Genomic DNA, 14,749 nt, shown 5'->3' with positions numbered 1-14,749 from the left:
GGTCTTTTCTGAATTTGGCGGCAAAATTACAAAGAAAATCTGAGAAATCGTTCCTTTTCTCCATTTTTCTCTATCCCGCATGATAGAATACAAGAAGAATCTACGAAAAAAGGAAGGCTGCGGTTCATATTCCGTGCAACCTTCCCTTTTTATCTTATCTCATTAATACTCCGTCTTTTCCGCATTTTCCTCCCACATGCGGAAGGCACCGAGCGCCTCATCGCGCATCAGGGCAATCATCGGCTTGTGGCGGTCTTCTATCTTGCGGTCTATCTCCTCGTAGATAAACTCATCATCGAAACCTATCTTTGCCGCATCCTTCCGGTCGTTGGCATAATAGATGCGGTCGAGATGTGCCCAGTAGATAGCACCCAGACACATCGGGCATGGCTCGCAAGAGGTATAGATTTCGCAACCTTCCAGATTGAAGGTCTTCAGTTTGCGGGTAGCCTGTCGGATACAGTTCACTTCGGCATGAGCCGTAGGGTCGAGGTCGATGGTTACACTGTTGGAAGCCTCAGCGATGATAATACCGTCCTTGGCAATCACAGCACCAAAAGGTCCGCCCCCCGTCTTCACGCTATTCTTTGAGAGCTCAATGGCTCTATGCATCAATTCTTCTTTTGTCATTGTTTAATATTTTTAGATTAATAATACCCCTTCTTTTCAATTGGGGGCTACAAATATACAAAAAAGAAATGATACGGTAAGCATTTCTTGCGTTATTTTTTAGTACTTTTGCTGCAAAGATACACTTTTTGGCACGAACGCCCTAAATTTCCTTAAATACGCATTCCTGTTCAACAGTTAATTATCAATAATTATAAATACCTTTATTATAAGAGTAGTTATAATTTTCGTAACTTTGTAGCCTATGAATCAAAACAATATCAGCGCCGCAGAACTCTTCCTTAGGGTAAGAGAACTTTTGATACTCCCCGAACTGGAGCCGAAGACACGCAACAAGATGATGCACGATACGCTCATCCTCTGCTGCCACGAAGGAGTGAAGGAAACGAAACAGGCTTTCGGTAACCTTTTCTCCCAGGTGGATTATCTCTGTAAGGCTCACGGCATCAAGGTGGCAGACAAGATTGCCATCCAGACCATGCGCCGGCACAGTAATTCGCAGGAACCACTCTCAAGCGAAGATTTGAAATATGATGCACGTGCCCTAGCCATCTTCATCTCTGCCGTATTCGGAGTGGATGTTCCCCACGAGCTGAACGTGCTCATTCCCCATACCAACCGCCCTTATCAGAAAGGACTGGAAATCAACAACCGCCGCATCCGCTGCATCGTGAAGAACTGGGACAGCGATTTCATCCGCGTGGATATTGACCAAGATGCTGACGAAGAGGAATATCTCGTTCAACTGAAAGATGAAGAGAACCATATCGACCATACCTACCTCTGGGATATCCTGAAGGAAGGTATGCAGCTCAACCTGCTCGACTGTCAGGTAAAGCAGCCCGTCATCACCCCCCGACTCATCGTGGTAGAACCCGATTATCTGGTAGATATCAGTAGTATCGCCACCTGCTTCACGGCTTTCGGTCATCATCCCCTGCTCTATCTGCTGAACCAGATGAAGCCCCGCGCCAACACCCAGGCTACCCTGCTCGGTAACTTTGCCGGTGCGGCGCTGGATGACATCATCAATACAAACGGCAAATACCAGATGAACGAAACCATAAAGACGAATTTCAGGGAGAAAGCACTGGAGTTCTGCACCTGTCCCTGGTTTGATGCCAAGAAATTCTATACCGATGCCAACCAGCAGGCATTCAATCTGCAGCAGGTAGTGGATATTCTCTTTCCCCGCACCGCATCGCAGGCACAGATGTCAGCCTTCCGTGGCGAAAGTCTTTACGACAGGAAGAAAGCCATCCTCGAACCTTCGTTCGTCTGCGAAGCACTCGGCATACAGGGACGTGTGGACCTGATGACCACCGACTGCAAACTGCTGGTGGAGCAGAAATCGGGACGCAACATGAATATCGAAACCCATCAGGTAGATCCGGGTTATCACAGTTATCAGCTGGAGCCCCACTATGTACAGCTGCTGCTCTACTATGGCGTATTGCAGCACAACTTCAAGCTGAGCAACGACCGCGTGAATATCCGTCTGCTCTACTCCAAGTATCAGCCGCAAGACGGACTGATGGTGGTAGCGTATTACCAAAAGCTCTTCAAGGAGGCCATCGAATACCGCAACCAGCTCGTTGCCGCCTCCTTCGAGATAGCCAAGGAGGGATTCGAGCATGCACTGAATGAATTTACCCCCGAAGTTTTGAATGTGGCAGGTACCCAGGACTTCTTTTACAACAAGTATCTGAAGCCGCAGATAGAAGCCATCACCAGTCCGCTCCACAACCTCACCCCATTAGAGGAGGCTTACTTCTGCCGCATGATGACCTTCGTGTTGCGGGAACAGATGATCAGCAAGGTGGGCGCACAGGAAGGAACGAACACATCCAGTTCCGACCTCTGGACCATGCCACTCGCCGAAAAGAAAGATGCCGGCAATATCTATACCGACCTGCACATCATCCGGAAGGAACAGAGCAGCGCAGGAAGCGGATATGATACCATCACCCTGAACGTGCCCGACCAGGGAAAGGACTTCCTGCCCAACTTCCGTATCGGCGACATGGTGTATCTCTATACCTACAAGCTGAAGGAAGAACCCGATGTGAGAAAGGCTATATTATATAAAGGTGTACTGCAGGAGATTCACAGCGATGAGATTGTGGTGCATCTCACCGACGGACAGCAGAATGCCGATATCTTCGAGATGAATCTGCCTTACGCCATAGAACATGGAACGAGCGATGCATCAACAGGCGGAAGCATACGTAACCTGCACCAGTTTATCTGTGCACCCAAGGAGAAACGCGACCTGCTGTTAGGGCAGCGTGCCCCGCAAAGAGACGCCTCGCTGTCATTGACCAGACATTACGATGATGTACTGGACGACATCATTCTCCGTGCCAAGCAGGCACAGGATTACTTCCTGCTCGTGGGACCTCCGGGAACAGGAAAGACCAGTCGTGCCCTGAAGTTTATGGTAGAAGAAGCATTGAACGATGGAACGGGAATGCCGACAGCAGAAAGCATCGCCTCGGGAGGCAAGACGGCTCAGCAGCCTGCATCCTCCATCCTCCTGATGAGTTATACCAACCGAGCCGTAGATGAAATCTGCGAGATGCTGGTAGATTCGGGCATCCCATTTCTTCGCCTCGGCAGCGAGTACTCCTGCGATGAGCGGTTCCGCCCTTATCTGATAGAGAAAGCCATCAGCGACTGTCCGAAACTCGAAGCCATCAAACAATATATAATAGGAACGCGTGTAATCGTGGGCACCACTTCGATGATGACCTCCAAGCCGTTCATCTTCTCGCTGAAGCACTTCAAGCTTGCCATCATCGACGAGTCGAGCCAGATACTGGAGCCTAATCTCATCGGTCTCTTATCAGCAGTGGATAAGTTCATCCTCATCGGCGACTACAAGCAGTTGCCAGCCGTGGTGCAGCAGAGCGAGCAGGATTCAGGTATTCCTACCATCAACGACAGTCAGAAAGGTGGCATCATCGACATGAGCATCCTGCAGGACATCTGTCTTACCAACTGCCGCAACTCCCTCTTCGAACGTCTGATTCATTGGGAAGATCACGAAGAGCGCAGCGAATTCGTCGGCATTCTGCGCCGCCAGGGCAGAATGCATCCCGAGATTGCAGAGTTTCCTAACCGGATGTTCTACCGTCGGGAGAAACTGGAACCCGTGCCATGCCCACACCAGTTGGAGACGGAGCTGTCATATACTCTCCCATCAGAAGATGCGCTCGACGACCTGCTGAAGGAGCACCGCATGATATTCCTTCCATCCGAGTTCTGCAAGGAACCGAATGTATCCGATAAGAGCAATGCCAACGAGGCAGCAATCGTGGTAGACCTGCTTCGCCGCATCCACCGCTTCTATGGAGAGCGTTTCGATGCCAAGAAGACGGTAGGCGTCATCGTTCCTTACCGCAACCAGATAGCCATGGTGCGCAAAGGAATCGAAAAGCTCGGTATTCCGGAACTGGAGAAAATTAGTATCGATACCGTAGAGCGGTACCAGGGCAGCCAGCGAGATGTCATCGTCTACAGTTTTACCATCCAGAACATCTGGCAGCTCGACTTCCTTGCCGGCAACAGTTTCGTAGAAGACGGCGCCATCATCGACCGCAAGCTGAACGTAGCCATCACCCGTGCCCGAAAGCAGATGATTATGACAGGCAACCCGGAGATATTGCGCAATAATCAGATTTTTAGCGAATTAATGAACTATGTGAAGGAAAAAGGAGGATATTTTTAAATTTTCCCCCAAAAAATTTGGTAATACGGAAATAAAGTCCTATCTTTGCATTCGGATTATACACAAAAGGATAAACAAGAGACATAAATACAGATATAGGATTCCGGTGCTTCACTGGCACTGGAATTCTTTATTTTTTATGCTACTTGCCAACCGATTATTAATAACATTAAAACAACAAGAAAATTATGGCTTACATGTCACAAGAAGGCTACGACAAACTCGTAGCTGAGCTGAAACAGCTCGTATCTGTAGAGCGCCCTAAGGCATCAGCCGCAATTGCTGAAGCCCGCGACAAGGGTGATTTAAGTGAGAATTCTGAGTATGATGCCGCTAAAGAGGCACAGGCTCATCTGGAAGATAAGATCAATCGCCTGAAGCTCACCATTGCCGAGGCCAAGATTATCGATACCAAGCAGCTCAGCACCGACAGCGTGCAGATTATGTCGAAGGTAGAGATGACCAACATGGCTAACAAGGCAAAGATGACTTATACCATCGTGAGCGAGAGCGAGGCAAACTTGAAGGAAGGCAAGATTTCCATCAAGACTCCTATTGCACAGGGATTGCTCAACAAGAAGGTAGGTGAGATTGCAGAAATCAAGATTCCTCGCGGCACCATCAACCTTCGCATCGACAAGATTTCATTTGAATAAAACGGAATAAAAGGAACTATCATATCGGCAGCGATGCCCGTATGACGGTTCCTTTTATGTTATATGTAAGCCTACCCGATATACTCTATAGAAAATGAAAGTAGCCGATGCAACGACATCAAAAAGAGAATAAGATAATATGAATTGTAAATTATAAATTATTAATTATAAATTGATTAGCGATTATGGCAAGCATTTTTTCAAAGATTGCAGCAGGAGAGATTCCTAGCTACAAGTGTGCAGAAAGCGACAAGTTCTATGCTTTCCTCGACATTAGCCCTATCGGCAAAGGTCATACTCTGGTAATTCCCCGCAAGGAGGTGGATTACATCTTCGATATGGAAGACAAAGACCTGGCTGAGTTTGAGGTTTTCGCCAAGAAGGTAGCCAAGGCTATCAAGGCAGCCTTCCCATGCAAGAAAGTGGCGCAGGTTGTTTTGGGTCTGGAGGTTCCTCATGCCCATATCCACCTCATCCCAATGAACAGCGAAGCTGATGTAAACTTCCGCAAGGAGCATCTCAAACTCACAGAAGAAGAGTTCAAGGAAATTGCTGATAAGATTTATACAGAATTCAAGAAACTTTAAATGCAAGAAGTTTCAAACATAAAAAGAGCTGCGAATATGCTTCGCAGCTCTTTTTATATCTTTATTTCATAAGCTCTTGCTTAGACGAACTCATCGCCTTTCTTCATCTGCACCTCGTTTACATATTTACGCACCAGGGCAGAAGAATCTTCTTTCTTGCATATCAACAATACATTGTCATTCTCGGCTACTATGAAACCATCCAGTCCGTTCAATACAGCCAGCTTTCCTTTAGGCAACTTGATTACATTGTTGTGACAATTCTCCATCATCACATCGCTGTCAACAACCACGTTGTCATCGCTGCTCTTCTGCATCGCCTCGTAGATACTGTGCCAGGTACCCAGATCAGCCCAGCCGAAGTCACACTTCATCATATAGACATTGCTAGGTTTGTCAAGCACTCCGAAATCTACTGATATATTAGGATAAGAAGAGAAGCTCTCTTTCATGTATGCATTCTCTGTCTCCACACTGAATTCGGGATACTGTTTATCGTAATTACGGAGTACAGGGGGCAGAATCTTGCAGAAACACTCACGCAGATACTTCACATTAGAAAGGAATAAACCCGTATTCCAATAGAACTCTCCACTCTCTACAAAAATCTTGGCAAACTCTCTTTCCGGTTTCTCTGTAAACGACTGCACCTTGTACAATCCGTTGCCGATAGCTTCACCCATCTGAATATATCCATATCCAGGTTCAGGACGGGTTGGTTTCACACCCATCGTCAGGAAACGGTCATGTTCTGCCACAAAAGCCAGACCTTCCAATACGTTTTCCCGGAAAGCATCTTCATTGAAGATAGCCTGATCCGAAGGAGTGGCGATGATGCAGGCATCAGGATTGAGCATCGAGATGCGATGATTGGCCCATGCCATGCTAGGTGCCGTATTGCGATGAATAGGTTCCGCCAATATCCGTTCTGCAGGAACCTCAGGCAACTGTTCCTTTACCAGTTGAACATATTCTTCATTTGTGTTGATAAATATATGGTCGGCAGGCACAATCTTTGCCATACGGTCAAAGGTTTGCTGAAGCTGGGTGCGCCCCACTCCAAAGAAGTCGACAAACTGCTTCGGATAGTTGCTGCGGCTGCAAGGCCAGAGTCTGCGGCCCTTACCTCCCGCCAATATCACACAATAATTATTTCCGTTACTCTTCATATCTTGAGTCTAATATTTTGTTGGTTTTCAAAATTCATCTGTAAAGTTAGTGATTATCCGTGAAAGTGCCAAAGATTTTCTTGAAATTTAATAAAGTGGACTATAAAAACAACAAAAATTTAATGTTTCTGCATTAAAAATGCATTTTTAGAAAAAAAAGTCACCAAAAAGTTTGTCAGTTCAAAAATTATTAGTACCTTTGCAACCGCAAATAAGCAAGGTAGTATTTGCCCAGATGGCGGAATCGGTAGACGCGCTGGTCTCAAACACCAGTGGAGCAATCCATCCCGGTTCGATCCCGGGTCTGGGTACCAAGATGGAGAGAAGTTTTACTTCTCTCCTTTTTTCGTTTATATACCTTATTATATATACACATTTATCCCTGCATATCTACCCACTTACATCCTATCATATCCCCCATTCCACGAAAACGTTTACAGCGATTTATTTAGAATAAGCCTTTCTATTTTTGGCTTTTCAAAAGATAATATTTATCTTTGCAGAAGAAATAGCTTATATATAATAACCCAACAAACCGAAAAAATAGATGAAGAAAATTTTTAGCATGGTATGTGCTTGCTTGTTGGCGCTAAGTGCCCAGGCAACCGACATCAAGAAGTATGATGCTCTATATGAGAATCTGCCATTCCAGATGGAAAAGGTAACCCGTCCACAGTTCCCAGCCAATGAGGTAAACCTCAAGGACTTTGGTGCCATTGGCGACGGCTCTTCTCTCTGTACCACAGCCTTTGCCAAGGCTATCGATACACTGACTCAGAAAGGCGGCGGCAAACTCATCGTTCCACAGGGCGTATGGTTCACAGGTCCTATCGTATTGAAGAGCAATATCAACCTGCATCTCGAAAAAGGTGCAGTCATCCTTTTCTCACCAGATGATGCCCTCTACCCTTTTATAGAAACATCGTTTGAGGGTTTGGATACACGCCGCTGCCAGTCGCCTATCTCTGGTCATCATCTTACCAACGTGGCAATTACCGGTCAGGGCTGCATTGACGGAAACGGAGAATACTGGCGCCCATTGAAGAAGCAGAAGGTTACCGCTGCACAGTGGAAGCAGATTACTTCACGTGGCGGTGCGTTCAAGAGAGCCGACTACTGGTTCCCATCAGAAGGTGCATTGAAGGCAGACAACAGTGCCAACATGAATGTGCCTAAAACTCCAGCTTCAGAAGAAGAATGGAACGAGATCAAGCGTTTCCTCCGCCCTGTAATGATCAGTCTCGTAAGCTGCAAGAACGTTTGGCTCAATGGTGTTATCTTCCAGAATTCACCTGCATGGAACATCCATCCGCTGATGTGCGAGAACGTTCTTATAGAAGATGTATTGGTCCGCAACCCTTCTTACGCTCAGAATGGTGATGGTCTTGACCTGGAGAGCTGCAAGAATGCACTCATCGTCAACTCTACTTTCGATGTAGGGGATGATGGTATCTGCATCAAGAGCGGTAAGGATGCTGACGGAAGAAAGCGCGGCATTCCTTGCGAGAATGTCATCGTAAACGGCTGTACCGTATTCAAGGGGCACGGCGGTTTCGTTGTTGGCAGCGAGATGAGCGGTGGCGTAAAGAATATCAAGGTGAGCGACTGCCAGTTCCTCGGCACCGATGTAGGTCTCCGTTTCAAGAGTACCCGCGGTCGTGGTGGCGTAGTAGAGAATATCTACATCGACAACATGTCAATGTTTGATATTCAGACAGATGTCATCACCTTCGACCTTTACTACGGTGGCAAGTCTGCCGTTGAGGTTCTCAACGATGGCGATGAGGCTAAGAGCCAGAAGGTACAGAAGTTCAAGGTAGACGAGACAACACCTTGCTTCCGCAATATCGACATCAACCATGTCATCTGCCGCACAGCCCGTCGTGCAGCTTACTTCAATGGTCTCCCAGAGATGCCGGTAAGCAATATCCACATCAAGGATATGGAGGTAAACAATGCAGAGCATGGTATCGTCATCAACCGTACCGATGGTGTGAAGCTTGAGAACATCAAGGTAAGTGCAAAGACCCACACCTTCGATGCCAAGAACTCAAAGAATGTAACTGTCAACGACAAGACATACAAGAAGATTGACGAGAAGGGTATTACCCTCGATTTCTAATCTCGTTCTGACAAGATAAGACAGATAAGAATATCCGCTGTATCTGTCAGAAACAACAAAGAAGAAACAGGCTGTTGGAGCACAAAGTTCCGACAGCCTGTTTTTAGTTTTATCAGCAACTATTTCCTTACAAAGGCTACACTTTTTGCCCCAAAAAGAAAAAAACACGCTTTTTCTTAAAATAATTTAGTTTTTTCTTGGTAGTATTAAATCTTTTTTATACTTTTGTAGTCGATAAATAAATGACGCAACCTAGAAATTTAAACTTAAGAAACTTTCCTCTTGGATTCTTTTTATATAGATTCAGCCGAAGTTTTTTCAGATGTTAGAAGACGCAATAAATAATTTAAGAAAATTCTGGTAATAGGCTCCTATATATTATATAATAATGTGTAGCATGCTTAAAGGCCTAATTTACATAAACAAAAACAAATAGTAAAATTTTAAAAGTTAGTTACATGGTGAACGCAATCAAAAAATTGTGTAAAGTCTGCCTAGTAACGACAATGGTGTTAACACCATCTTCTGTCCTCGCACAGAACGTCGTGAAAGGTACCGTGCTGGACGCAAACAACGAGCCAGTGATCGGAGCATCTGTCATCGAAAAGGGCAACCCTAAGAATGGCACAGTTACTGACCTCGATGGTAATTTTACGCTTAACCTGAAAGCCGGCAAGACTGCCGTTATCTCTTACATCGGTATGGTGGCACAAGAGGTAAAAGTGGGGGGGGCAAGCCCAAACCATCGTATTGAAGGATGACAACAGTCAGCTCAACGAAGTTGTCGTTGTCGGTTATACAAGTAAAGCCCGCAAGGACCTCACCGGTTCTGTAGGTTCAATCTCTGGACAAAAGCTTGCTGTTGTTCCAGTGGCTTCTGCTGCTGAGGCATTAGCAGGTAAGATTGCCGGTGTGCAGGTTACCACAGTCGATGGTGCACCTGGTGCCGACATCAATATCCGTATTCGTGGTGGTTCAGCCATCTCAAGTTCCCAGGACTCTAAACCTTTGTTTATCGTCGATGGTTTCCAGGCTGACAACATCAACGACATCCCTCCTACCGATATTCAGAGCATCGATGTATTGAAGGATGCTTCCCTCACCGCTGTTTATGGTGCACGAGGTGGTAATGGTGTAGTTATCGTTACTACAAAATCTGCACAGGCTGGTAAGGTGAAGGTTGATTTCAATGCCTATGGTCAGCTCTCTTGGCTGGCAGGCAAGCAGGAAATGCTGGATACTTACGAGTTCGTCAAGTATCAGTTGGACGGAACCTATGACAGCAACAGCAAGAAGTACGCATTCCGCCGTGACTTCGGTAACCCTAACGACCTTGACATCTACAAGACAAAGACAACCCACGACTGGCAAGATGAGCTGATGGGCGACCCAGCCTTGACCCAGATGTACAATGTTACCGTAAATGGTGGTAACGAGAAGTTGCGTTTCAGCACCTCTCTCACCCAGCACAACCAGGATGGTATCATCTCAAATTCTGGCGTTCGCCGTACCAACATGAATACCAAGATCAATGTCAAGTTGGCTAAGAACGTTAACCTCTTGGTAAACCCTCGTTTTACTTATCGTCGTGACCTCGGTGCAGGTGCCAGCGGCATCGGTACAGGTGGTTTGGTGGGCGTATTGAACTACAAGCCAACCAATGGTCTCCGCGAGTTTACCAGCTATGATGACGAGTGGCAGGACTTCTCTGTAGAACGTTACTGGAAACTGGCTAGTCCTTTGGACGACATCAATCAGAATTATCTGCTGAAGCATTCTTACAGTTTCACCAACCAGGCTAGTCTCACATGGGAAATCATTCCTAACCTGACCTTCCGTTCAGACATTGCCCAGTTCTGGTCATTCTCAGACAACAACCGTTTCTACGGCTATCTGACAGATGAGGCTGCCAAGAACGAGAACATGCCTGTGGCTCAGATTACAAACACCCGTGGTTTCAAGTATACATGGACAAATACCCTGAACTATAGCTTAACCCTGAAGGAGAAGCACAATTTCTCTTTCTTGCTCGGTCAGGAAGTTCAGCATACACAAACCACAACCAACTATCAGGCATCCCGCTATTTTCCACAGAGCACATCTCCAAGATATGCTTTCAACAACATGGGTCTGGGTTCTGCATACGCCAGCACATCAAGCGTAACAACTCCTAACCGTATTGCATCTTACTTCGGTCAGATCAACTACAACTATATGCACAAGTACCTGCTCTCAGGTACCATGCGTGCTGATGGTTCTACCCGATTCGCTCCAGGTAACCAGTGGGGTTACTTCCCTTCTATCTCTGGTGCATGGGTTATCTCTGAAGAGTCTTGGTGGAACAAGGACGTTGTTGATCAGTTGAAGATCCGTGCAGCTTTCGGTCTTTCAGGTAACAACAATATCGGTGATGACCGTTGGCGCTATCAGTATAACATCAATGCACAGGGTGGTCCTAGCTGGGGCGAGAGCACAACAACCCAGAATGGTGACAAATATTATGCATCAGACGGTTTGTTCCCTAACAACAAGATTAAGTGGGAGACTACAGTAACCCGCAACCTGGCTGCTGATATTTCTCTCTTCAAGGGTCGCATCACCCTTACACCTGAAGTTTACTGGAACACCACACGCGACTTGCTCTACAAGTGCCAGATTCCTACCACAACCGGTTACTCACAGCAGTGGCAGAACGTAGGCCGCGTATCCAACAAGGGTTTTGAGCTTTCTATCAATGGCGATATCCTCCGCGGTAAGGACTATGTTCTCTCTGCTAACTTCAACATGGGTATGAACAAGACCAAGGTAGAGAAGATTAACGGTACAGACGCTTACATCCCTGGTAAGTCATGGGATTCAGAGGATAACTTCCGCCTCGTAGAGGGTAAGGAAGTAGGTCTTATCTATGGTTATGTATTCGAAGGCCTTTATGGTTTCAATGAATTCCACAGAAATGGCTTCAGCTATGCAGCCAATGATGAGGCATACCTGGCAGAAAACCCTGGCGTACAGGAGAAGCCAACCGTTACAGGTCTGTTTGGTACAGCTCCTGGCCGCATCAAGCTGAAGGATATCAACGGTGATGGCAAGATCGACATCAACGACCGTACTGTAGTTGGTAATACCAACCCTAAGGTACAGGGTGGTTTCGGTTTGTCAGGAAAGTGGAAGAATTTCGACTTCACAGCCAACTTCACCTACATGCTCGACTTCGACGTGATCAACGCTACTGCATACCAGCTTTCATCAGCAAAGGGTGCCAGCCAGATCAATCCTCGCAACGTATTGAAGAAGTTTGACTATAACAACCGTTGGGTTTATCATGGAGATATCTACATCGAGAATGCAGATGGAACCAAGAGTATCTACAACCTCAACGAGTGCCTGTTGGGCAATTCACAGCACATCGATTACCTCGATATTTACGAAGAGCTCAATGCCGGTAAGACCTTGTGGAACCCACAGGATGTAACCAAGAACTACACCCTCTCTAATTTCGTAGAAGATGGTTCATTCCTCCGTCTCAACGACTTGACAATCGGTTACACATTGCCTACAACCCTTACAAAGAAGTGGGGTATCTCTCGCCTCCGTTTGTATGTTACAGGCTCTAACATCTTCTGCATCACCGGCTACTCAGGCTATGACCCAGAAGTTGACATTCAGAATGGCTTGACACCTAACGTTGACTGGAACCGCTACCCACGTAGCCACAGCTACCTCTTCGGTGTGAACCTTTCATTCTAAACTAGGTATATAATATATAATAAGGAAATACAATATGAAAATTAAAAATATATTGATGTGCAGTCTGTTGCTGGCAGGCTTGTCTTCCTGCAACGACTACTTGGATGTAGACGCTCCTTCTAAGGTGACCGACAAACAAGTGTTCAGCAGTACAGAAGAAGCCGACCGCTTGTTGAATGCGGTTTACCAGTCTACTTGTAGCGGTAGCACATACGGTAACGCATACCTCACAACCTTCAACTTCAACAGCGATGTAGAATTCTCTACTTCTTCTGCCGAAGAGCAAAGCGTAAGCCACAACGACTGGAAGCAGTTTGACGGTGAGGCAGATGGTAGCAGTATCAAGAGCACCTGGGATGCGGCTTACCAGACTATCGAGCGTGCCAACAACTTTGTAAACGCAGCAGAGAAATCTTCACTCTACGGCAATGCAGACCTCGACCAGATGATTGGTGAGGCAAAGTGTATCCGTGCTATGAACTATCTCGACCTGGTGATTCTCTGGGGAGATATCCCTTTCACCTTCACCCGTACTTACGATCAGGAATCTCTGATCATGCCTATGGGAAACCGTGATGAGATTCTTACAGCTCTTATCAACGACCTGAAGCAGGCTGCGCCAAAGATGAAGAAGGCTAAGGAAATCACAGAAGGCGTAGAGCGCTGCTCTAAGGAGTTTGCATGGTCTCTCATTGCCCGTATCTCCATGTTCCGTGCCGGTTATTCTCTCCGCCATGGCGAAGATACAAAGGCTGCAGGTACCATGGAGCGTGCTGCTGACTATGAAGAGTATTACAAGATTGCCCGTACATACGCAGATTCTGTCATCCAGGAAGGTACTCATGCGTTGACCAACGACTACATGAAGGTATTCAACGATGAGTGTAACTATGCAGTTGTAAGCAACGACGATGTCATCTTCGAAATCCCATTCGTTCAGAATGTAAACGGAAGCATCGGATATATCCAAGGTCCTAAGGCTGACTTCTCAAGTGCCGGTGATACCGATCACCCTTGGGGTAAGATGAGTGGTAGCGTAGGTTTGAATGCTTTCTATCGCTTCACATTTGACAAGGAAGATGTACGCCGCAATACTGTAGGCTACTGGTCTTACGGATACAATGGTATTGCTGCATTGCAGAATTCATATACCAACTACTGTCTGAAGTGGTCTAAGCTTTGGGACAGAAGTCATACTCAGGGTAATACCTCTGAAGGCAATACCGGTATCAACTTCCCATACATGCGCTATGCTGACGTTCTCCTGATGTATGCAGAGGCAGAAAACGAATTGAACGGTCCTACCGATGCAGCCAAGAATGCATTGAAGCAGGTTCGTGAGCGTGCGTTCCGTGGTGCAGCCAATAAGGCTGAAAAGGTAGACGGCTATGTAAGTGCACTCGGTACCAAGGATGAGCTCTTCAAGGCTATCGTTGACGAGCGTGCCTGGGAATTTGGCGGTGAGAATATCCGCTGGAAGGATCTTGTTCGCTGGAACCTCTACAGCCAGGTGCTCTACAAGAACTTCTGGAAGTATTATGGTATGGGTTGCGACCGTGACGAAAGCTACGATGTAGATGGTAACTTCAATGATTTACCAAATGACTTCTTCTACAGAACCCGTACAAGAGCTCAGTGGAACCAGCAGGTAGCAGAAAACCCAGAGAAGTATAATGCTGCCAACTATCCAGAGGTATTCAACTTCGCCAATACAGATGCCAGCCTCGGTATCATTGAGGTTTACAAGACTCAGGGCGATGACTTCAGCATCGATAACCTTTGGGAGAACTGGGGACTCAACGGTAAGCTGATGCCTCAGGAAGGTGGAGAAGCCGACTGGAAGAAAGCATATCTTTTCGACTGGCTCGATGAGAACACAGGTATAGCTAAGGCTCAGTGCAGATGCTCTATCAGAGGTTACATCTTCATCGACCAGCTGGGAGTAATGCAGACAACCAACATTCCTGAGTATAACAGCGAAGTAAACTTGTCTACTCTCCCATCGGTAAGATACATCCTGCCAATTCCAAAAGATGTAATCAGCCGCAGCCTGGGACAGTACAAGAATTATTATGGTTATTAATCAATGACTTAGAATCATAAAAGAT

7 protein-coding genes, 1 tRNA gene and 1 pseudogene are annotated in these 14,749 nt (G+C 46.4%); 7 read left to right on the top strand and 2 right to left on the bottom strand.

Features of this window, described 5'->3' with window-relative positions:
- Positions 1–162 precede the first annotated feature (162 nt).
- Complete coding sequence (locus FO447_RS13150) at positions 163–630, bottom strand: nucleoside deaminase (protein ID WP_006847694.1); 468 nt, start codon at positions 628–630, stop codon at positions 163–165.
- 244 nt (positions 631–874) lie between these two features.
- Between FO447_RS13150 and FO447_RS13145 the strand changes: the two genes are divergently transcribed.
- The 3 genes from FO447_RS13145 to FO447_RS13135 all read left to right on the top strand — a co-directional run bounded on the left by FO447_RS13145 (position 875) and on the right by FO447_RS13135 (position 5,603).
- Entirely contained in the window at positions 875–4,360 is a 3,486-nt protein-coding gene (locus FO447_RS13145) for a DEAD/DEAH box helicase (RefSeq protein ID WP_200756724.1), read from the top strand.
- A gap of 188 nt (positions 4,361–4,548) precedes the next feature.
- Positions 4,549–5,016, top strand: a complete 468-nt coding sequence (gene greA, locus FO447_RS13140; RefSeq protein WP_022120765.1) for a transcription elongation factor GreA — start codon at positions 4,549–4,551, stop codon at positions 5,014–5,016.
- A gap of 185 nt (positions 5,017–5,201) precedes the next feature.
- Complete coding sequence (locus FO447_RS13135) at positions 5,202–5,603, top strand: HIT family protein (protein WP_118063359.1); 402 nt, start codon at positions 5,202–5,204, stop codon at positions 5,601–5,603.
- Between the two features lie 80 nt (positions 5,604–5,683).
- Here FO447_RS13135 and FO447_RS13130 read toward each other — a convergent pair whose 3' ends face one another.
- On the bottom strand, positions 5,684–6,772 hold the full coding sequence (locus tag FO447_RS13130; protein ID WP_119227398.1) for a mannose-1-phosphate guanylyltransferase: 1,089 nt from the start codon (positions 6,770–6,772) through the stop codon (positions 5,684–5,686).
- 229 nt (positions 6,773–7,001) lie between these two features.
- Between FO447_RS13130 and FO447_RS13125 the strand changes: the two genes are divergently transcribed.
- The 4 genes and pseudogenes from FO447_RS13125 to FO447_RS13110 all read left to right on the top strand — a co-directional run bounded on the left by FO447_RS13125 (position 7,002) and on the right by FO447_RS13110 (position 14,724).
- Positions 7,002–7,086, top strand: a tRNA-Leu gene (locus tag FO447_RS13125).
- Positions 7,087–7,319: 233 nt separating this feature from the next.
- Positions 7,320–8,894 carry a glycoside hydrolase family 28 protein gene (locus FO447_RS13120; protein WP_200756722.1) on the top strand — a complete coding sequence of 525 codons (1,575 nt, stop codon included), beginning with the start codon at positions 7,320–7,322 and terminating at the stop codon, positions 8,892–8,894.
- A 458-nt stretch (positions 8,895–9,352) separates the two neighbouring features.
- Positions 9,353–12,641, top strand: a pseudogene (locus FO447_RS13115) (SusC/RagA family TonB-linked outer membrane protein).
- A gap of 34 nt (positions 12,642–12,675) precedes the next feature.
- A complete protein-coding gene (locus FO447_RS13110) occupies positions 12,676–14,724 on the top strand; it encodes a RagB/SusD family nutrient uptake outer membrane protein (protein ID WP_200756720.1) in 2,049 nt (682 codons plus the stop codon).
- Positions 14,725–14,749 lie beyond the last annotated feature (25 nt).

This window comes from Segatella copri (genome assembly GCF_015074785.1).
In the GTDB taxonomy this organism is placed as follows: domain Bacteria; phylum Bacteroidota; class Bacteroidia; order Bacteroidales; family Bacteroidaceae; genus Prevotella.
Note: the sequence above shows the minus strand (reverse complement) of the source record. Positions and strands in the feature narration are given on the sequence as shown.

Coding starts and splice junctions, on each gene's coding strand:
- FO447_RS13150 (WP_006847694.1), bottom strand. CDS start 630: ATGACAAAAGAAGAATTGATGCATAGAGCCATTGAGCTCTCAAAGAAT.
- FO447_RS13145 (WP_200756724.1), top strand. CDS start 875: ATGAATCAAAACAATATCAGCGCCGCAGAACTCTTCCTTAGGGTAAGA.
- greA (WP_022120765.1), top strand. CDS start 4,549: ATGGCTTACATGTCACAAGAAGGCTACGACAAACTCGTAGCTGAGCTG.
- FO447_RS13135 (WP_118063359.1), top strand. CDS start 5,202: ATGGCAAGCATTTTTTCAAAGATTGCAGCAGGAGAGATTCCTAGCTAC.
- FO447_RS13130 (WP_119227398.1), bottom strand. CDS start 6,772: ATGAAGAGTAACGGAAATAATTATTGTGTGATATTGGCGGGAGGTAAG.
- FO447_RS13120 (WP_200756722.1), top strand. CDS start 7,320: ATGAAGAAAATTTTTAGCATGGTATGTGCTTGCTTGTTGGCGCTAAGT.
- FO447_RS13110 (WP_200756720.1), top strand. CDS start 12,676: ATGAAAATTAAAAATATATTGATGTGCAGTCTGTTGCTGGCAGGCTTG.